At 74.3% G+C, this 18,784-nt stretch carries 20 protein-coding genes; 13 read left to right on the top strand and 7 right to left on the bottom strand.

The window, feature by feature from the left end; genetic code table 11:
• A partial coding sequence (locus TOK_RS14745) for a TetR family transcriptional regulator (protein ID WP_141566418.1) occupies positions 1-307 on the bottom strand: 307 nt, incomplete at its 3' end.
• A gap of 105 nt (positions 308-412) precedes the next feature.
• On the opposite strand from TOK_RS14745, the gene TOK_RS14740 reads away from it, so the two are divergent.
• Positions 413-1,564, top strand: a complete 1,152-nt coding sequence (locus tag TOK_RS14740; protein WP_098958416.1) for an acyl-CoA dehydrogenase — start codon at positions 413-415, stop codon at positions 1,562-1,564.
• 185 nt (positions 1,565-1,749) lie between these two features.
• Here TOK_RS14740 and TOK_RS14735 read toward each other — a convergent pair whose 3' ends face one another.
• From TOK_RS14735 to TOK_RS14720, 4 genes are all read right to left on the bottom strand, one after another.
• Positions 1,750-2,103 (bottom strand): VOC family protein, encoded by a 354-nt coding sequence (locus tag TOK_RS14735; RefSeq protein ID WP_098958415.1) that lies wholly within the window; start codon positions 2,101-2,103, stop codon positions 1,750-1,752.
• A gap of 143 nt (positions 2,104-2,246) precedes the next feature.
• A complete protein-coding gene (gene ilvA, locus TOK_RS14730; RefSeq protein ID WP_098958703.1) occupies positions 2,247-3,482 on the bottom strand; it encodes a threonine ammonia-lyase IlvA in 1,236 nt (411 codons plus the stop codon).
• Positions 3,483-3,558: 76 nt separating this feature from the next.
• Positions 3,559-4,275 (bottom strand): TIGR03089 family protein, encoded by a 717-nt coding sequence (locus TOK_RS14725; protein WP_098958414.1) that lies wholly within the window; start codon positions 4,273-4,275, stop codon positions 3,559-3,561.
• Between the two features lie 34 nt (positions 4,276-4,309).
• Positions 4,310-5,854 carry an LCP family protein gene (locus tag TOK_RS14720; RefSeq protein ID WP_098958413.1) on the bottom strand — a complete coding sequence of 515 codons (1,545 nt, stop codon included), beginning with the start codon at positions 5,852-5,854 and terminating at the stop codon, positions 4,310-4,312.
• A 204-nt stretch (positions 5,855-6,058) separates the two neighbouring features.
• Between TOK_RS14720 and TOK_RS14715 the strand changes: the two genes are divergently transcribed.
• The 9 genes from TOK_RS14715 to TOK_RS14675 all read left to right on the top strand — a co-directional run bounded on the left by TOK_RS14715 (position 6,059) and on the right by TOK_RS14675 (position 14,624).
• On the top strand, positions 6,059-6,892 hold the full coding sequence (locus TOK_RS14715) for a glycosyltransferase (protein WP_098958412.1): 834 nt from the start codon (positions 6,059-6,061) through the stop codon (positions 6,890-6,892).
• A 234-nt stretch (positions 6,893-7,126) separates the two neighbouring features.
• Entirely contained in the window at positions 7,127-8,098 is a 972-nt protein-coding gene (locus TOK_RS14710; protein WP_098958411.1) for a hypothetical protein, read from the top strand.
• Between the two features lie 152 nt (positions 8,099-8,250).
• Positions 8,251-9,033 (top strand): glycosyltransferase family 2 protein, encoded by a 783-nt coding sequence (locus TOK_RS14705; RefSeq protein WP_098958410.1) that lies wholly within the window; start codon positions 8,251-8,253, stop codon positions 9,031-9,033.
• A 51-nt stretch (positions 9,034-9,084) separates the two neighbouring features.
• A complete protein-coding gene (locus tag TOK_RS14700; RefSeq protein ID WP_098958702.1) occupies positions 9,085-10,155 on the top strand; it encodes a sugar phosphate nucleotidyltransferase in 1,071 nt (356 codons plus the stop codon).
• Positions 10,155-11,072, top strand: coding sequence for a DNA-3-methyladenine glycosylase (locus TOK_RS14695; protein ID WP_098958409.1), 918 nt, complete (start codon positions 10,155-10,157; stop codon positions 11,070-11,072). The genes TOK_RS14700 and TOK_RS14695 overlap by 1 nt, the downstream gene beginning before the upstream one ends.
• Before the next feature lie 50 nt (positions 11,073-11,122).
• Positions 11,123-11,608: a glutathione peroxidase gene (locus TOK_RS14690; RefSeq protein ID WP_098958701.1), complete on the top strand. Its 486-nt coding sequence runs from the start codon at positions 11,123-11,125 to the stop codon at positions 11,606-11,608.
• An 85-nt stretch (positions 11,609-11,693) separates the two neighbouring features.
• Positions 11,694-12,701, top strand: a complete 1,008-nt coding sequence (gene cofD / locus TOK_RS14685; RefSeq protein WP_098958408.1) for a 2-phospho-L-lactate transferase — start codon at positions 11,694-11,696, stop codon at positions 12,699-12,701.
• Complete coding sequence (locus tag TOK_RS14680) at positions 12,694-14,046, top strand: coenzyme F420-0:L-glutamate ligase (protein ID WP_098958407.1); 1,353 nt, start codon at positions 12,694-12,696, stop codon at positions 14,044-14,046. Before cofD ends, TOK_RS14680 begins: the two co-directional genes overlap by 8 nt.
• Positions 14,040-14,624, top strand: a complete 585-nt coding sequence (locus TOK_RS14675) for an NUDIX hydrolase (RefSeq protein ID WP_098958406.1) — start codon at positions 14,040-14,042, stop codon at positions 14,622-14,624. The genes TOK_RS14680 and TOK_RS14675 overlap by 7 nt, the downstream gene beginning before the upstream one ends.
• Here TOK_RS14675 and TOK_RS14670 read toward each other — a convergent pair.
• A complete protein-coding gene (locus TOK_RS14670) occupies positions 14,597-15,361 on the bottom strand; it encodes a site-2 protease family protein (RefSeq protein ID WP_374754898.1) in 765 nt (254 codons plus the stop codon). The genes TOK_RS14675 and TOK_RS14670 overlap by 28 nt on opposite strands.
• A 220-nt stretch (positions 15,362-15,581) precedes the next feature.
• On the opposite strand from TOK_RS14670, the gene TOK_RS14665 reads away from it, so the two are divergent.
• Positions 15,582-15,833, top strand: a complete 252-nt coding sequence (locus tag TOK_RS14665; protein ID WP_172457591.1) for a WhiB family transcriptional regulator — start codon at positions 15,582-15,584, stop codon at positions 15,831-15,833.
• Positions 15,834-16,343: 510 nt separating this feature from the next.
• On the opposite strand, the gene TOK_RS14655 is transcribed toward TOK_RS14665, so the two are convergent.
• Complete coding sequence (locus TOK_RS14655; protein ID WP_098958403.1) at positions 16,344-16,823, bottom strand: metallopeptidase family protein; 480 nt, start codon at positions 16,821-16,823, stop codon at positions 16,344-16,346.
• Positions 16,824-16,911: 88 nt separating this feature from the next.
• Here TOK_RS14655 and TOK_RS14650 point away from each other — a divergent pair, with 88 nt between their 5' ends.
• Together TOK_RS14650 and TOK_RS14645 are read left to right on the top strand one after the other, a co-directional pair.
• A complete protein-coding gene (locus TOK_RS14650) occupies positions 16,912-17,280 on the top strand; it encodes a DUF3499 domain-containing protein (RefSeq protein ID WP_098958402.1) in 369 nt (122 codons plus the stop codon).
• A gap of 70 nt (positions 17,281-17,350) precedes the next feature.
• A complete protein-coding gene (locus TOK_RS14645) occupies positions 17,351-18,706 on the top strand; it encodes a phosphomannomutase/phosphoglucomutase (RefSeq protein ID WP_098958401.1) in 1,356 nt (451 codons plus the stop codon).
• Positions 18,707-18,784 lie beyond the last annotated feature (78 nt).

The following is an 18,784-nucleotide window of genomic DNA, read 5'->3' as shown; positions in this document are numbered from 1 at the left end:
AGAGGTCGAAGACGGGATCGGCGGCGCGCAGGACCAGCGGCGCAAGGGGTTCCGCGTCGTGCGCGGCCGCGAAGACGGCGTCGACCCGACTCAGGCACGTCTCGTGGTCGGGGGAGACGGCGTCCTCCTTGCCGCGGAAGTAGCGGAAGAAGGTGCGGCGCCCGACGCCGGCGGCCGCCGCGATGTCATCGACGGTCGTGTCGTCGTAGCCGTGCTCGGTGAACAGGGTGAGGGCGGCGCGCACGAGATCGCCGCGGACCTCGGCGCGGCCGGCGGCGGAGCGTCCGCGTCGCACCGGGGCTGCCATGGGCCGGGAGCGTAACAGCACTCAGGTCCGTCGTACGATTGATTGACGGCACTGCGTGCCGTTACGCTGGAGGGGAGCATCCCCACCACGACAGGGAACGGGACGATGAACGCCGACTTCGACAGCTACCGGCTCAGCGACGAGCACGAGGCCCTCCGTGAGGCGGTCCGCGACCTCGCCGAGAACGAGATCGCCCCGCACGCCGCCGAGGTCGACGAGCAGGCCCGCTACCCGGTCGAGGCGCGTGACGCGCTGGTCAAGGCCGGGTTCCACGCCGTCCACATCCCCGAGCAGTACGGCGGCGAAGGGGCCGACGAGCTGGCCGCCTGCATCGTCATCGAGGAGGTCGCGCGGGTCTGTGCGTCGTCGTCGCTGATCCCCGCGGTCAACGGGCTGGGCTCGATCCCGATCCTGCTGTCGGCGTCGGAGGAGCTCAAGCAGCAGGTGCTGCCGTCGATCGCCCAGGGCGCCGGTATCAGCTACGCGCTGTCCGAGCGGGAGGCCGGGTCCGACGCGGCGTCGATGCGCACCCGCGCCCGCCGCGACGGCGACGACTGGGTCCTCGACGGTACCAAGTGCTGGATCACCAACGCCGGCGAGTCGACCTGGTACACGGTCATGGCGGTCACCGACCCCGACAAGCGCGCCAACGGCATCTCGGCGTTCGTGGTGCACAAGGACGATCCGGGCTTCGAGGTCGGACCCAAGGAGCGCAAGCTCGGCATCAACGGCTCGCCCACCCGCGAGATCTACTTCCAGGGCTGCCGCATCCCGGGCGACCGGATCATCGGGGCGGAGGGCACCGGCTTCAAGACCGCACTCGCGACGCTCGACCACACCCGCCCCACCATCGGCGCGCAGGCCATCGGCATCGCGCAGGGCGCCCTCGACGCCGCGATCGCCTACGCCAAGGACCGCAAGCAGTTCGGCAGGGCCATCGCCGAGTTCCAGGGCCTGCAGTTCATGATCGCCGACATGGCGATGAAGGTGGAGGGCGCGCGCCAGCTCGTCTACGTCGCCGCCGCGCGCGCCGAGCGCGGTGAGCCGAACCTGGGCTTCATCTCCAGTGCGGCCAAGTGCATGGCCTCCGACGTCGCGATGTCGGTGACCACCGATGCCGTCCAGATCTTCGGCGGCGCCGGCTACACCAAGGACTTCCCCGTCGAGCGCATGATGCGCGACGCCAAGATCACCCAGATCTACGAGGGGACCAACCAGGTGCAGCGCATGGTCATGGCGCGCGCCCTGCTCCGCTGACGTGGAGTACCGACGGCTCGGCCGCTGGGGACGTGCCTCGACGCCGGTGTCACCCTCGACGCCGACGCTCTGGCCGCGGTCGACGCGGTCAGCAGGCAGCCGCTGACCTACCCGCACCGGCACCAGCGGGCGACGCCGGGCGCGCTGCGTGGACCGTCGGACCGGGTCCTCGCGTGCGCGACGACCTAGTGCGGGTGCGCGACGACGTTGACGACCGTCCCGTCGGGTGTGCGCACGAAGAACCGCCGTGGGCCCCACTCCTCGTCGGAGATCGGGTGCACGATCTCGTGGCCCTCGCGCTGCGCGATCGCGTAGGCCTCGTCGACGTCGTCGACGCCCACCGACATGTCGGAGTCGACCGGGGCGGTCTTGTCGCCGGTGACGAGCTGGACGCCCGTCGTGTCGTTGCCGGGCGGGTGCAGGCTGACCACCCAGCCGAGGTCGAAGGCGACGTCGAGGCCGAACATCCCCTGCCAGAACGCCCTCGATGCGTCCGGGTCGGCGACGGGCCGGTTGACCAGCATCTTGGTGACACGCATCGCCTCACCGTAGCCCGGTCACCCGAACGAACGGCTCCGTCGCGCGACTCGGTTGCACCGCTGTGCCGTTCGTTCCGGAGCCGTTCGTTCCGGAGCCGTTCGTTCCGGAGCCGTTCGTTCCGCAGCCGTTCGGGCGGCGCTGCTCAGAGCAGGAAGCGGAACTGCGGGCTGTCCGGCGGGATGCGCTCGATGTGCGGGGGCGCGGCCTCCATGCGGGCCAGCAGACCCGCGAGGTCCTCGGGCCGGCCCATCTCGATGCCGACGAGCGCGGGGCCGGTCTCGCGGTTGTTGCGCTTGACGTACTCGAAGAGAGTGATGTCGTCGTCGGGGCCGAGGACGTCGTCGAGGAAGGCACGCAGGGCGCCGGGCTCCTGCGGGAAGTCCACCAGGAAGTAGTGCTTGCGACCCTCGTGGACCAGGGCCCGCTCGACGACCTCGGCGTAGCGGCTGACGTCGTTGTTCCCGCCCGACAGCACGCACACCGTGACCGACCCGCGGGGGATCGTGAGCCCGTCGAGCGCGGCGGTGGCCAGTGCCCCCGCCGGCTCGGCGATGATCCCGTCGGTCTGGTAGAGCGCGAGCATCTCGGTGCACACCCGGCCCTCGGCGACAGGGCTGAGCGGCACGGCAGCGTCGCGGACGATCGGGAACGTCGTGTCCCCGACGCGGCGCACGGCGGCACCGTCGACGAACGGGTCGAGGTCGGGCAGCGGCACCGGGCCACCCGCGGCCAGCGCCGCGGTCATGCTGGCGGCGCCGGCGGGCTCGACGCCCTCGATGCGCACGTCGGGGTGGCGTTCGCGCAGGTAGGTGGTCACCCCCGCGAGCAGCCCACCGCCGCCGACGGGCACGACGACGAGGTCGGGCTCGTCGCTGAGCTGGGCGACGATCTCGCGGGCCACGGTGCCCTGCCCGGCGACGGTGCGGGCGTCGTCGAAGGCCGGGACGAGGGTGGCGCCGTTGCGCTCGGCGTCGAGCGCGGCAGCCGCGGCGGCGTCGTCGTAGGCGTTGCCGACGACGATCACCTCGACGACCTTGCCGCCCAGCTTGGCGACGCGGTCACGTTTCTGCCGCGGGGTGGTCCGCGGCAGGTAGACCCGTGCCTTCACCCCGAGCCGGGCGCAGGCGAACGCCACGCCCTGGGCGTGGTTGCCGGCGCTGGCGCAGACGACGCCACGCTCACGCTCCTCCGGCGACAGCTGTGCGATCAGGTTGTAGGCGCCGCGGATCTTGTAGGACCGGACCGGCTGCAGGTCCTCGCGCTTGAGCCACACCTCGCCGCCCACGGCGTCGGACAACCGGGGGGAGAGCTGCAGCGGGCTCGGCCCGATGACCGCGCGCAGCCGTTCGGCCGCGAGGTCGACGTCATGAGCGGTCACGGTGTCCACCCGTCAACGGTGCCACGTCGTCCATGCGGTCTCGAACCCGCCCCTGCCGCAGCTCAGAGCCCCATTGTCAGAGTCGCCGTGTGCACTTCTCCGCGGCGGCGCGGGAGATGACCTTCCCCATGTCCGGGTTGCGGCACTGCACGAGCGAGGCGCCGACCGCGAGCACCGACAGCAGCCCGTCGACGAGGCCGTCGACGCTCGACCACTCGGCCATCGAGAGGACCCGGTCGGTCGGGGCGATGTCGAGCTCCCCGGCGCGGCGGCGCGCGGCCGCGAGGGTGTCGGCGATCGACAGGTCGCCGAGTGCCGAGGCGGTGTCGGGCACCGGCTCCCAGGGCACGAAGTCGTCGCCGTGCCGCCGGACCTCGGTGGCGTAGTCGATCACGCCGTCGGGCAGTCCGCTGACACCACGGCCGAACGCGTCGAGCGACAGCGCGACCACCCCGCCCGCGGGGGCGGCGGTGAGCGCGAGGTCGACCCGGTCGGCGTCGCACAGGACCCACTCGGCGTCGGCGGGCTCGGCGACGACGTGCGCCCCACACCACCACGCCCCGAGCAGCACAGCTGCCGTCTGCCAGTGCGCGGGGAGCATGACAGCGACGGTCGTACCGGTCTCCACGTCGCACTCGTCGCGCAGCATGTTGGCCGTCTTGGCGGCCCAGTTGGCCGTCGTCACCCCGGAGAGCTCGATGCGCTCACCGGTCGCGTCGTCGTAGAAGGTGATCAGCGGGCGGGCCGGGGTCGACGCGAGGATCGGGTCGAGCAGGGCGGCGGTCAACGTCACGGAGCGGGCCTCACCGGGTTCACGGGGAAGTGGATCAGTCGATGCACGGTACGCCGCCGGCGTTGACCGCGCCGCCGCCCGCCGCCCCCGCGGCCGGTGTCTGCGGCGTGTCGGTGCCCGTCGTGGCCCCCGAGGCCTTGTCGGCGCCCAGGACGACCTGGACGCGGCCCGCGGGGGCGTCGGCGGCCTTCTCGACGGGCAGGCCGAGCCTCGCGGCGACCGCCCTCGCGCCCGGCTCGGCGGCGTCGGTCGAGTACCGGACGGCCGACGTCGGCCGCGACGCCACGTTGCCGACGGTGCCGCGCACGTACCCCGCGGAGCTGAGCGTGTCCGCGACCTGGGAGGCGAGGCCCGTCGTGCCGCTGGCGTTGCCGACGTCGACGGTGACGGTGTGCGGGTCGACGGCCGGCGTCCCGTCCGTCGCCGGGGAGGTGTCCGCGACCTTCTCCGTGGCCGCGCTGCGGTCGGTGACGAACGCCTTCACCTGGCCGGGGTCGACGAGCACGACGTCGCCGCGGTTGTTGCTGGTGCCGCCCTGAGTCGGGATCGTCATGAAGTCGAGGTTGCCCGCGGCGATGTCGGACGCCTGCCGGGCGAAGCCCAGGAGGTCCCAGCCCGAGTCGACGACCAGCGACTTCTGGGCGGCCTCGATCAGCGCGTTGAGAGTCGACGGGTTGGTGAGCGTGCCGCTGGAGAGGATCTTGTCCGCCATCGCGGCGAGGAACACCTGCTGGCGACGGACCCGCGACAGGTCGCCGTCGGGCAGCCCGTGGCGCTGCCGGACGAACGCCAGCGCGGCGGCACCCGAGATGGTCTGCGGGCCCGCGGGGAAGTTCGCGCCCGACAGCTCGTCGCTCACCGCGTTCTTGAGGCAGACGTCGACGCCGCCGACGGCCTGGGTCAGGTTGTAGAACCCGAGCAGGTTGATCTCCGCGTAGTGGTCGACGTGCACACCCGTGAGGTCCTGGACCGTCTCGATGAGCTTGCTGCGGCCCGCCGCCGACGACTCCTGGTCGATCTCCTCGGGGCTCCTGCCGCCCGCCCTGACGAGCTCCTCGGCCTTCAGCGCCTTCGTCGCCGGGTACGCCGCGTTGATCTTGTCCTTGCGGTAGCCCGGGATGTCCACGTAGGAGTCCCGCGGGATCGAGAACGCCGCCGCCGCGCCGCCGTCCGGGGGCAGGTGCAGCAGGATGATCGTGTCGGAGTTGAGCACCCCGGTGTCGGCGCCGCTGTGCAGCGCGTCCGTCACCGCCTTGGGCAGCGGGTGGCCCTGCGCGTCGGTCCGGCTGTCGACGCCCACCAGCAGGATGTTGAGCCCCTCGCCGTCGTCGCCGCCGAAGATCACGTCGGTGGTCGTCAGTCCCGCCGTGACGTCGCGGTACAGCCCCCACGCCGCCCCGGTCACGACCAGCACCAGCACCGACGCGACGACCGTCGCGATCCGCAGCCTGCGGCCCCAGTCCGGGGACGCCGTCACGGGGGCGTCGTCGACGTCGTCGGGACCCGGGCGGGTGCGGGGCCGCTCCGTGAGCGCGGTGCCACGTGACGAGGCGCGACCGGGGTCCGTCCGCTGGTTCACGTGGCCCTCCCCGGTCGTCGTGCACCGAACGGCGGCAGCCCGTGGTTCGGTGCCGGACCCGCGCGGGCCCGATCAAGTCGATGTCGGCGTCACACACTGTGCAACATGTCGCCCCGTGGCGGGCGGTGATCCAGGCGGCGTGTCGCGGTACGGACGCCGGGGCACCCCGGACGTGGGCCGAGCGTCGCACTACCCTCACCGACCGTGTCCGAGCCGTTCTCGTTGCTGCTCCCGGTGTGGGCGGGTGACCGGCCCGACTTCCTCGCTGCCGCGTTCCGGTCCAGCGTGGACGCGCAGCGCCGCCGACCCGACGAGGTGGTGATCGTCCGGGACGGCCCGGTCGGCGCCGAGCTCACCGCCTGCCTCGACGAGCTGGTCGCGTCCTCGCCCGTCCCGGTGCGCGTCCTCGCGCTGGACCGCAACGTCGGCCTCGGGCCGGCCCTCGACGCCGGTCTCGCCGCGTGCGTCCACGACGTCGTCGCCAGGATGGACGCCGACGACGTCTCCGAGCCGCACCGCTTCGCCGTCCAGCTCCCGATCGTCGAGGCCGGTGCCGACCTCGTCGGGTCGGGGCTCATCGAGTTCGCCGACGACGCGGGCGTCGAGGTCGGCAGGCGCACCCCGCCGACGGAGCCCGCGGCGATCGCGGCCCGCGCCCGGTTCGCCGACCCCTTCAACCACCCGACCGTCGTGATGCGCCGGGAGCTGGTCCAGCGGGTCGGCGGCTACGGCGGGTTCGCGCTGATGGAGGACTACCTCCTGTGGGCGCGGATGATCATGGCGGGCGCGCGCGTCGCCAACGTCGCCGAGCCGCTCGTGCGCTACCGCGTGGGCGCCGGCGCCTACGCCCGCCGCGGCGGGCTCGGCCAGCTGCGCGCCGAGCTCGGCCTGCAACGGCGGTTCCGCGCGATGGGCTTCACGACGTGGCCGCAGTTCGTCCGCAACGTGGTCGTCCGCGGCGGGTACCGGCTCGTGCCCGAGGCCGTGCGCCGCATCGCGTACCGCCGCGTCGTCGCGGTGCACCGGCCGACGCCCTGACACCCCTGTCGCCCCGACACCTGTGTGGCCCATCGGACGACTCGGACGGGGGTCACCGGGACGGTGGCCGCGAACCCACCGTGTGATCTGGGACTATCCGGACACCCGATCGGGTAGTCCTGGCGGACGTCCCGACCTCTCCGTGTCCCGTGCTGTGCCCCGGCGTCGAACCGTCGGCGCGGAGCGGCCGGAGCGGACCTGTTCCGGGGCGGCCGTACCACGGGAGGCTGGGTCATGACCGACGCCACGGCCGACACGACGACCAACGCCCCGGTGCCCGACCTCACCCCTGCCGAGGTCGCCGTGTCCGCCGAGATCCCCGACCCCGCCCCGGCCGCGTCGCCCGCCCTGCCGCCGCCCCGGCTCCCGCAGCGCGTCGCCGAACCCCTCACCGCGCGCGGCCGCGAGCTGCTGCGCCGCGACCTCGCCCTCGACGCCGTCGAGGTGCTGCGGCAGGCCGTCGCGGCGGGGGAGCCGTCGTCACCCGACGTGCTCGCCGACGCCTACCTCGACAGCGGCAGCTTCCACGCCGCCGCCGAGTGGCTGGGGCTGCTCGTCGACCGCGGGTACGTGCGGTTCGCCGGCCGGCTCGGCGTCGCGCTCGCCGAGATCGGGGAACGTGACCGCGCCGAGGAGGTGTTGCGCACCGCGCTGGCCAACGGCGAGACCGCCGCCGCCAACGACCTCGGGATCCTGTTGCGCGACATGGGCCGCGATGCGGAGGCCGTCCAGGTGCTCGGTCGCGCCGCCGATCAGGGCGACGGGCAGGCCGCCGACAACCTCGTCTCGTTCCTGCTCGACGCCGACGAGCTCGCCCCCGCGGTCGACGCCGCCGAGCGCTACTACGACACCGCCCGGCCCGACACCGTCGTCGCCCTCGCCGACGCCCGCTCGGCCGCCCGCCGCGACGAGGAGGCCGAGGAGCTGTACCGCCTCGCCGACCGGCTCGGCGCGCTGCGGGCCCACAGCGCCTACGCGATGTTCCTCGTCGCCACCCGGGCCGACCGGTCCCACGCCGAACGGGAGCTGCGCGAGGCCGTCCGGCACCGCGAGCCGGGCGCCGCCGCAGCGCTGGGGCTGTTCCTGGTCGAGGACGGCCGTGTCGCCGAGGGGCGCGACCATCTCGTCGCGGGCGCGTCCTCCGGCGACCGGGCCGCGACCGCCGTGCTGGCCGAGCTCGACGGCGAGGACCCGGACGACGACTGACCCGCCGCGGCCCCCGCGGACGCCGGCCGAGGACCGTGCGCGTCGTGGATGGCGCCGGCGTCCCGGTCACGGCGATCACCCGGGTTGCCTCGGCCGGCACCGCGTTCAGCGATCACCGCCGGACTGTCGGACTCGCCCGCTAGGGTGCGCGCGTGGACGCGGGTTCGGTGCGGGGCTGTGCCGTGCCGGATCTCGCCGTCGTGATCGCCGGGCACGCGCCCGCGGAACAGGTACGGCGCTGCGTCGACTCGATCCGGGTCGACTCGATCCGGGCCGACCCGGGTGCCGTGGCCGTCGTGCACGCCGCGGGCAACCCGGCGCCCCCCGCCACGCCCGGCGTCACCGCGCTCGACCTCGGTGAGCACCTGGGCCGGCCCGCCGCCGTCAACCGGGCCGTCGCCGAGCTCCCGGCGGAGGTGGAGTTCGTGCTGGTCAGCGAGCCTGGCGTGATCTGGGACAACGGCGCGGTGGCCGCGCTGCTCGCCGCGGCCCGCGCCACCCCACGCGCCGGCGCGCTCGTCCCGGAGCTGCGTGGCGCGACCGTTCCCGGGCTGCCCGGGCACTGGCGCGGCGACGCGCTGCTGACCCGCCTCGACCCCGGGGCCCTCGCACCGGGAGCCCCCGGGCCCGCGGTGCTGGTGCGGCGCACGGCGTTGGAGTCGACGGGGGGCTGGGACGCCCGGCTGCCCGTCCCGTTCGCCGACGCCGACCTCGCCGACCGGCTCGACGCGGCGGGCTGGCTCCGGGTCGCCGTGCCGGGCGCGGCGGCGGTGCGGGACGCTGTGGGCGACATCCCGGAGTCGGCGGACGAACGCCACGCCGGGGCCCGGCGGCTGGTCCGTGGCCGTACCCGCGGTGTGGCGCGGGCCGCCGCCGGCGCAGTGCTCGCCGCCCGCCGGGCGTTCGGGCCCCGCGCCCCGGGCCCGACGGTGTGACCCGCCGCCCCGGGCGACAGGTGTGAACGACGAGGGAGACGACAGAGCGTGCTGCACGACGTCGAGGCCGTGGTCCTGGTCGGGGGGCAGGGCACCCGGCTGCGTCCGCTGACCCTGTCGGCGCCGAAGCCGATGCTGCCGACGGCCGGGGTGCCGTTCCTCGCGCACCTGCTGTCGCGGATCCGCGCGGCGGGGGTGCGCAGGGTGGTCCTCGGGACCTCCTACCTGGCCGAGACCTTCGAGGAGCACTTCGGCGACGGCACGGCTCTCGGGCTGGAGCTGACCTACGTCGTCGAGAAGGAGCCGCTCGGCACCGGCGGCGCGATCCGCAACGTCGCCGAGCACCTGACGGCCGACGAGATCCTGGTGTTCAACGGTGACGTGCTGTGCGGCACCGACCTGCGGGCCGTCGTCGGCACCCACCGCGACACGGAGGCCGACGTCACGCTTCACCTGGTGCGGGTCCCCGACCCGCGTGCCTACGGCTGCGTCCCGACCGACGACGACAGCCGGGTCCTGGAGTTCCTGGAGAAGACCCCCGATCCGCCGACGGACCAGATCAACGCCGGCTGCTACGTCTTCCGGCGCGAGGTGCTCGAGGCGATCCCGCACGGCCGCCCGGTGTCGGTGGAGCGCGAGACGTTCCCGGGGCTGCTGGCGGCGGGGTCGAGGGTGTCCGGCCACGTCGACGACGCCTACTGGCGTGACATGGGCACGCCCGCCGACCTGGTGCAGGGGTCGGCCGACCTGGTCCGCGGCATCGCGCCGTCGGCGGCGCTGCCCGGCCCGACCGGCGACATGCTGGCGCTCGCCGGCGCGGACGTCGCGGGCGACGCGGACGTGGCGGGCGGGACCGTCGTCGGGGCAGGCGCCGTGATCGGCGCGGGGGCCCGGGTCGTCGGCAGCATGATCTACGACGGCGCGGTCGTCGCCGAGGGGGCTGTCGTCGAGAACTCGGTGGTCGGACGGGACGCGCGGATCGAGCCCGGCGCGGTGCTGGCCGACGCGGTGATCGGCGACCGCGCGGTCGTCGGCGAGCTGTGCGAGCTGCGTGGCGGCCTGCGGGTGTGGCCCGGCGTGGTGCTGCCGGCGCGCGGCGTCCGGTTCTCCGCGGACGTGTAGTGACCGGCCCCGTCGAGCGGGAGTGGCGTCCCGGATTCCGTCTGGACCTGACGGGGGTCCTCGCGCCACTGCGCCGCGGCAGGGGTGATCCGACGTGGCGGTCCGCCGCCGAGGGCGCCGCGATCTGGCGCACCGGCACGACCCCCGACGGCGCCGCCACCCTGCGGCTGTCGCGGCGGGCCGACGGCACGGTCGTCGCGGCGGCCTGGGGCCCGGGCGCGGCGTGGACGATCGGCTCGCTGCCCGCGCTGCTGGGCGAACGCGACGACCCGGACTCGTTCGTCGCCCACCACCCGCTGGTCGAGGACGCCGCGCGCCGGCTGCCCGGGCTGCGGTTCGGAGCGAGCCTGCGGGTGTGGGACCAGCTGTTCCCGGCGGTTCTGGAGCAGAAGGTCACCGGCACCGAGGCGCGGCGGTCGTGGCGGGAGCTGTGCCGCCGGTTCGGCGAGCCCGCTCCGGGCCCCGCGCCGGAGGGCATGCGGGTGCCGCCGACGCCCGCCCGGACCCGCGAGATCCCCGACTGGGAGTGGCACCGCGCGGGTGTCGACTCCGCGCGGCGGCGGGCGATCCTCGCGTGCGCGACGGTGGCACACCGGCTGGAGGCCGCGGCCGAGCTGGGTGGCGAGGAGGGCCGCATCCTGCTGCGCCGGGTCCCGGGGATCGGGGTGTGGACGGCGGCGGAGGTTGCGCAGCGCGCGTGGGGCGACCCGGACGCGGTGAGCTTCGGCGACTTCCACATCCCGACGGTCGTGGGGTGGGCGCTCGTCGGACGCCCGCTCGACGACGCGGGGATGCTCGAGGTGCTCGCTCCCTATGCGCCGCAACGGCAGCGGGCGGTGCGCTACGTCGAGGTGTCCGGGTTCCGGCGGCCGCGGTTCGGGCCGCGGTTCTCCCCACGGGACTACCGGGCCATGTGAGTGCTCACGGTCGGCACCGTCGGCCCGGTCCCGGGCGTAGCGTGCCGATCATGGCTCCCGTTCTCGACGCCGACCTCGCCGCTCTCGACGGTGGCGTCCTCCCCGATCTGACCGGTAAGACGGTGCTGGTCGTCAACGTCGCCTCGCGTTGCGGGCTGACGCCCCAGTACACCGCGCTGGAGGAGCTGCAGGAGCGCTTCGGCGACCGCGGCTTCACGGTGCTCGGCGTTCCGTGCAACCAGTTCGGCGGCCAGGAGCCGGGCACGCCGGAGGAGATCGCGACGTTCTGCTCCACCAGCTACGGCGTGAGCTTCCCGCTCACGGAGAAGGTCGAGGTCAACGGGCCCGGCCGGCACCCGCTCTATCAGCGGCTCACCGCCCACGCCGACGCCGCGGGCGAGGCCGGCGACGTGCAGTGGAACTTCGAGAAGTTCCTGCTGGCCCCCGACGGCTCGGTCGTCGCCCGGTTCCGCCCGCGCACCGAGCCGGGTTCGGACGAGGTCGTCTCGGCTGTCACGGCCGCGCTGGGGTCCTGACCGGCTGTGCTCCTGACTGTCGGTGCGGCGTCGTAGGGTCTCGGCGTGAAGGTTGGGGTCTCGGCGTGAAGGTCAGGGTCTCGGTGTGAAGGTCACAGTGCTGGTCGGAGGGGTCGGGGGCGCCCGGTTCCTGCAGGGGGTGAAGGCCGCGCTCGGCCTGCCCGCGGTCGGCCCCGGCCCCGAGGACGCCCCGCACGAGGTCACCGCCGTCGTCAACGTGGGTGACGACATCTGGCTCCACGGCCTGCGGGTCTGTCCGGACCTCGACACGTGCATGTACACCCTGGGCGGCGGGATCGACACCGAGCGCGGCTGGGGCCGGGCGGAGGAGTCGTGGACCGTCGGCGAGGAGCTCGCGGCCTACGGGGCCGACCCGGACTGGTTCTCCCTCGGCGACCGGGACATCGCCACGCACCTCGTGCGCACCCGTATGCTCCGGGCCGGCTACCCGTTGTCACAGGTCACCGAGGCGCTGTGCCACCGCTGGCGGCCCGGGGTACGGCTCCTGCCGGTCACGGACGACCGGGTGGAGACGCACGTGGTCGTCGACAATCCCGACGCCGCCGCGCCGGACGCGCCGCCGCAGGTGGCGGTGCACTTCCAGGAGTGGTGGGTGCGCCACCAGGCCAAGCCCACGGCGCACCGGTTCGCCTCGGTCGGTGCGGAGGAGGCCCGGGTACTGCCCGAGGTCCGCGACGCGCTGGAGTCGGCCGATGTCGTGCTCGTCGCCCCGTCCAACCCGGTGGTGAGCATCGGGACGGTGATCGGCGTGCCGGGCATGGCCCAGTCGCTGGTGGCGACGCCGGCGCGGATCGTCGGCGTCTCCCCGATCGTGGGCGGTGCCCCGGTGCGCGGCATGGCCGATGCGTGCCTCACCGCGATCGGCGTGGAGACCTCGGCCGCGGGTGTCGGGGCACACTACGGCGGCCGCGGGTCGGGTGGCCTGCTCGACGGCTGGCTCGTCGCGCCGGGCGACGGGCACGCGCTGCCCGGCGCGGAGGTCCGTGAGGTCCCGCTGATGATGACCGACGTCGACGCCACCGCCGCGATGGTCCGGGCGGCGTTCGAGCTGGCCGGGGTCGAGGGTGACTGAGCTCCCGGGCGACCACGCGGCTCCCGACGGGATCGTCGTCCGCCCCGTCCGGGGGCTGCCGGAGTTCCGCCCGGGCGACGACGTGGCGGCCGCGATCGCCGCGGCCGCGCCCTGGCTCGCCGACGGCGATGTCGTCGTCGTCACCAGCAAGATCGTGTCCAAGGTCGAGGGAAGGCTCGTCACCGCGCCGGAGGACCCCGAGGAGCGCGACGCGCTGCGTCGCCGGCTGGTCGACGAGGAGACCGAGCGGGTCGTGGCCCGCCGCGGCCGCACGCTGATCGTGGCGAGCAAGCTCGGCCTGGTGCAGGCCGCGGCCGGGATCGACGCGTCCAACGTCCGCCGCGACGAGCTGGCCCTGCTCCCGGTCGACCCCGACGCGAGCGCCCAGCGCCTCCGTGCGGGCCTCGCGGCGGCGCTGGGGGTGGATGTCGCGGTCGTCGTCACCGACACCATGGGGCGCACCTGGCGGGTCGGGCAGACCGACGTGGCGATCGGCTCGGCCGGGCTGACCGTGCTGCACCGCTACGGCGGCGCGTTCGACGCGGAGGGTAACGAGCTCCTCGTCACCGAGGTGGCCATCGCCGACGAGGTGGCCGCCGCCGCGGACCTCGCGAAGGGCAAGCTCGGCGGGCAGCCGGTCGCGGTGGTGCGCGGCATGCGGCCCGTCGACGACGGCTCCGGCGCCCGCGACCTCGTCCGCAGCCTCGACGAGGACCTGTTCAGCCTCGGCACCGAGGAGGCGCTGGCACAGGGCCGTCGCGAGGCCGTCCTGCTGCGCCGCAGCTCGCGGAGCTTCGCGCCCGACCCGGTCGACGCCGACGCCCTGCGCCGTGCGGTCGGCGTCGCGCTGACCGCGCCGGCGCCGCACCACAGCACGCCGTTCCGCTTCGGGTGGCTGCGCGACCCGGCGCAGCGCACCGCGCTGCTCGACGCCATGCGCGACCGCTGGCAGGCCGACCTGCGCGCCGACGGCCGTCCCGACGACGAGGTGGCCCGTCGCCTCGCGCGCGGCGACCTGTTGCGGAGGGCCCCGGAGCTGGTGCTCGCGTTCCGTACCGGGGAGGGCGCCCAGCCCTATCCCGATGCCGCCCGCACCGCTGCCGAGCGGGACATGTTCACCGTCGCCGGGGGAGCGGCCGTCCAGTCGTTGCTGGTCGCGCTGGCGGCCGAGGGTCTGGCGTCGTGCTGGGTGGGGTCGACGATCTTCGCGGGCGACGTCGTCCGTGAGGTGCTCGGCCTGCCGGCCGACTGGCAGCCGCTCGGTGCGGTCGCGGTCGGCGTGCCGGACGAGGCGATCACGCCCCGGTCGCCGCGCGACCCCGCCGCCGGGCTGGTCGAGTGGTAGCGCCGGCCGTGGCGGCCGCCGAGCTGCGGGCGTGGACGCCGGGGACGAGTGGCCAGGAGGGGTTGCGGCACGCGCTGCTCGCGTTCCTCGACGCCCGCCCCGACGACGCCTGTGACCGCTCGTGCGTCCCGGGCCACCTGACGGCGTCGGCGCTGGTGCTCGACGCGAGCGGCGAACACACCCTGCTCACGCTGCACCGCAGGTTCCACCGCTGGGTGCAGCTGGGTGGGCACTGCGAGCCGGGCGACGTGTCGTTGCGCGCGGCGGCGCTGCGGGAGGCCACCGAGGAGTCGGGCATCGACGGCCTCACGATCTCCGAGCACCCGCTGCACCTCGACGTCCATCCGGTGACGTGCTCGCTCGGGGTTCCGAGCCGCCATCTCGACGTGCGCTACCTCGTCCGGGCACCCGCGGGGGCGCAACCGCGCATCTCCGACGAATCGCTGGACCTGCGATGGTGGCCGGTCGACGCGGTGCCCGCCGAGAGCGACACCGTGCCCGAGATGGTCGCCGTGGCGCGGCGCCTCGGCGTGATCGGGCCGGTGGCGGCTCAGCGCCAGAACAGCAGCTCGGTGTAGCCGTAGGCGGCCGCGGCGTCGCTGCCGCCGATTCCGTCGAACATCCACGACGAGACGTCGAAGAACACCTGCTGGGCCGCGGTGAACGAGATCAGCACGACGAACAGCACCAGCGGCGCCCACGGGCGCACCTTCGCCGCGACCTGCCGGGCGCCGGGCGGCAGGTAGGGCTCGAGGACGCCGAACCCGTCGAGCCCCGGGATCGGCAGGATGTTGAGCACGAAGGCCAGCACCTGGATCAGCGCGAGGGCCGACAGGCCGATGACGAGCCCGTAGGGCATGGAGATGTTCGCCACGGCCAGGGTGAGGATCGCGCCCAGGATCAGGTTGGTGAGCGGCCCGGCGAGGGAGATCAGGCTGCGCGCCGCCCGGGAGCGCACGAGCCCGTGGTTGATCCGGACGGCGCCGCCCGGCAGCGGGATGCCGCCGATCAGCAGGAACAGGATCGGCAACACGAACGAGAGACCGACGTCGGTGTAGCGACGGATGTCGAGGGTCAGGTAGCCCTTGTCGCGGACGGTGACGTCGCCGGCGCGGTAGGCGACGAACGCGTGCCCGAACTCGTGCAGGCACAGCGACACCGTCCACCCGCCGAGGACGAGCAGCACGATCCCCGTGGTCAGAGCGACGGAGGAGTGCGGTTGCAGCGGGACCGCCCCCGCGAGGGCCGCCACGACACCGCCCACGACGGCCACGCCGAGCAGCAGCAGGAACCATGGACTGATTCGGTTGGACACGCCCGTCACTTGACCAGTCTGCCGAACGGGCGACCGATGGGGTGGATCGCGTCACCCGGACGGCCGCCCCAACTTGCCAAAGACCGAACCGCAGCGATGTACTTACGCCGGTGTCATTCGCCGGGGCGCGGGGAGAGGTGGGCGAGTGAACGTGATCAGTGACACACTTGAGTTGGTCGGGGCCGAGTTCGTGGATACGACGGCAGCCGGAGGGGACGTCGTGTACATCGACGTCCTCGACGCCGCCGACGCGGAGCCGGACTGGCAGGAACGGGCGCTGTGCGCCCAGACCGATCCCGAGGCGTTCTTCCCTGAGAAGGGTGGATCGACGCGGGAGGCCAAGCGGATCTGTTCCGGGTGCGAGGTCCGGGCCGAGTGCCTGGAGTACGCGCTCGCACAGGACGAGCGGTTCGGGATCTGGGGCGGCCTGTCGGAGCGGGAACGCCGCAGACTGCGTCGCGCCGCGGGCTGACACTCGCGGGATCCGGTTGTGCCGCAAAGGACCGGGGGGTTCGAGCGGCCGGCCGGCGAAGAGTCGGGAGTCTGTCGTCGGGTGTCCACACCCGACGGTCGACCCCGGCCTTGACCGTCCGGATCGGACACGACGGGATTTGTGCTGCCCTCGGCGGCCGGGTGCGCGAGCTGCGCCGGGGCGCCGCCGTGCGGTCGGAGTGGGCGCGAGCCGGCACGTCGTCGGCCCGCGTGTGTGGCGGCGGTGGACCGTCGGGTACGCCGGGGTCGTCGCCGTCCCGGACGTCGCGGGGTCGTCCGAGACGGGCGCCGGCTGGTGTCGTGGTGCGCGGATCGCCGGGATCAGCGGTGACGCCGTCGCGCAAGAGCCGTTCGCGTGAGAGGCGCTCGTCCGGCATCGACGCTCACCCTGAGTGATGCATTGGCAGCGGACATGTCGCCCTGACGGAGCCTTGGCTGCGGCCGAACGGTCACACTTCGGATCGCACCCTGGCGCAGCCGCGCAGTGCGGTCACTCGGCTCCGCCGTCGACGGCGTCGGGCTCGATGTTGAGGTACTCCGCCACCTGCTCGACGAGCACCTCGTGGAGCAGGTCGGCCAGGTCGGCCCCGCCACGGGCCCGGGCCTCCAGCGGCCTGCGGTAGATCACGATGCGGGCCCTCGACGGCAGCCCCCGGTGGTCGACCCCCGCCGGGACGAGCTGCGCGAGCGGCACCCCGACGTCGGCGAGCACGCCCGCACCCCAGACGACCTCGTCGGGCGAGGTCTCGTCGACCTCCGGCACCTCGTCGACGGCCAGGTCGAGCTCCGCGAGCTCAGGACCCCAGCGCAGCTCGATCGGCTCCAGGGCCTCCAGCACGAGCTGGTCGAACTTCTCGGCCCGCGTGCGGGACGCGGGCAGCGACACCGGGTAGAGCAGGCCGCGCAGCCCTCGACCCCGGCGGTCACGCCGGCGGGGCGAGCGGCGCTGGGTGCGGCGCGCTGTGGTCACGCGCGGAATCTTACGACCGAGGTGCCCACCCGGTCGCGCCGCGCGTCGCAGTCGGGTGTCGCGGGCCGCAGGCGCTATCGTCGCTCACGTGCTGAGTGTGCGGAGGTGTTCGCGGACCGGGTGCACCGAGCTCGCGGTGGCCACGCTCACCTACGTGTACGCGGACTCGACCGCGGTCGTGGGGCCGTTGGCGACGCAGGCCGAGCCGCACTCGTACGACCTGTGCACGGCGCACGCGCACCGGCTCACTGCGCCACGCGGCTGGGAGGTCGTCCGCTTCGAGGGCGAGTTCGCCCCGCCGCAGCCGTCCGCCGACGACCTGACGGCGCTGGCCGAGGCCGTCCGCGAGGCGGGCAGGGCCGACCGCCCGCTCGACCCGCCGCCGCCGATGCCCGTCCAGGGCGGCACCGGGCGCCGCGGTCACCTGCGCGTCCTGCCGGGCTCCGGCGAGGGCTGAGCCGGCGCCCCTGCACGACCCGGGGTTGTCGGCGGCAAGACCGTCGGACGTCCCCGATAGGGTTCCGTGCGTGTCCGACCTGTCCTCGATCGTCAAGGCCTACGACATCCGCGGTGTCGTCGGCGATCAGCTCGACGCGGAGACGGTGCGCGCGATCGGTGCCGCACTGGCCCGGCTCGTCGGCGCGGAGGGCGCGCGGTCGGTCGTCGTGGGACGCGACATGCGCGACTCGTCGCCCGGGCTCGCGGCCGCCTTCGCCGAGGGCGTGACCGGGCAGGGGCTCGACGTCGTCGACATCGGCCTGGCCAGCACCGACATGCTGTACTTCGCCGCGGGCACGCTCGACGTGCCGGGCGCGATGTTCACCGCGAGCCACAACCCCGCGAAGTACAACGGCATCAAGCTGTGCCGCGGTGGCGCCACCCCGATCGGGCAGGACACCGGGCTGGTCGCGCTGCGCGAGGCCGTCGAGGCCGGAGTGCCCGCCGGGCCCGGTGGGGGCACGGTCGAGCAGCGCGACCTGCTCGAGGACTACGCGGCGCACCTGCGCGGTCTCGTCGACCTGGCGGGCGCGCGACCGCTCCGGATCGTCGTCGACGCGGGCAACGGCATGGGCGGGCACACCGTCCCGGCCGTGTTCGCGCCGCTCCCGTTCGAGGTCGTACCGCTCTACTTCGAGCTCGACGGGAACTTCCCCAACCACGAGGCCAACCCGCTCGACCCGGCCAACCTGGTCGACCTGCAGAAGGCCGTCGTCGCCGAGGGGGCCGACATCGGTCTGGCGTTCGACGGCGACGCCGACCGCTGCTTCGCCGTCGACGAGCGGGGGGAACCGGTGAGCCCGAGCGCGATCACCGCGCTGGTCGCGGCGCGCGAGCTGGCCAAGTCGCCGGGCGACACGATCATCCACAACCTCATCACCTCGCGCGCCGTCCCCGAGATCGTCGCCGAGCTGGGTGGCCGGGCCGTGCGCACCCGGGTGGGGCACTCGTTCATCAAGCAGACGATGGCCGACACGGGCGCGGTGTTCGGTGGCGAGCACTCGGCGCACTACTACTTCCGCGACTTCTGGCGGGCCGACTCCGGCATGCTCGCCGGGCTGCACGTGCTGGCGGCACTGGCCGAGCAGCAGGGTCCGCTGTCGGCGCTGATGGCCGCCTACGAGCGCTACGCCGCCTCCGGCGAGGTCAACTCCACGGTCGCCGACCAGGCCGGTCGTGTCGCCGCGGTCCGGGAGGTGTTCGGGGCCCGTCCCGGCACCGAGTTCGACGAGCTCGACGGCCTCACCGTGAGCCTCGCCGACGGGTCGTGGTTCAACCTGCGCGCGTCCAACACCGAGCCGCTGCTCCGGCTCAACGTCGAGGCGTCCGACGACGCCGCCGTCGCCGCGCTGCGCGACGAGGTACTGGCGATCGTGCGGGCCTGAGCCCGGCGCATCGCCGCACCCCGAACACACCGATCCGCAGGCGGTCGCTCCGATACCCGGACGGACCCGGCGCGGACC

Origin of the sequence: Pseudonocardia sp. N23 (assembly GCF_002583555.1) — a bacterium.
In the GTDB taxonomy this organism is placed as follows: domain Bacteria; phylum Actinomycetota; class Actinomycetes; order Mycobacteriales; family Pseudonocardiaceae; genus Pseudonocardia.
The sequence above is the reverse complement of the archived record's forward strand: the minus strand, read 5'-3'. Positions and strand labels throughout refer to the sequence as shown.

What these genes read in the sequence shown, in the direction of transcription:
- TOK_RS14740 (WP_098958416.1), top strand. Translation starts at nt 413, where the DNA reads ATGAACGCCGACTTCGACAGCTACCGGCTCAGCGACGAGCACGAGGCC.
- TOK_RS14710 (WP_098958411.1), top strand. Translation starts at nt 7,127, where the DNA reads ATGACCGACGCCACGGCCGACACGACGACCAACGCCCCGGTGCCCGAC.
- TOK_RS14690 (WP_098958701.1), top strand. Translation starts at nt 11,123, where the DNA reads ATGGCTCCCGTTCTCGACGCCGACCTCGCCGCTCTCGACGGTGGCGTC.
- TOK_RS14735 (WP_098958415.1), bottom strand. Translation starts at nt 2,103, where the DNA reads ATGCGTGTCACCAAGATGCTGGTCAACCGGCCCGTCGCCGACCCGGAC.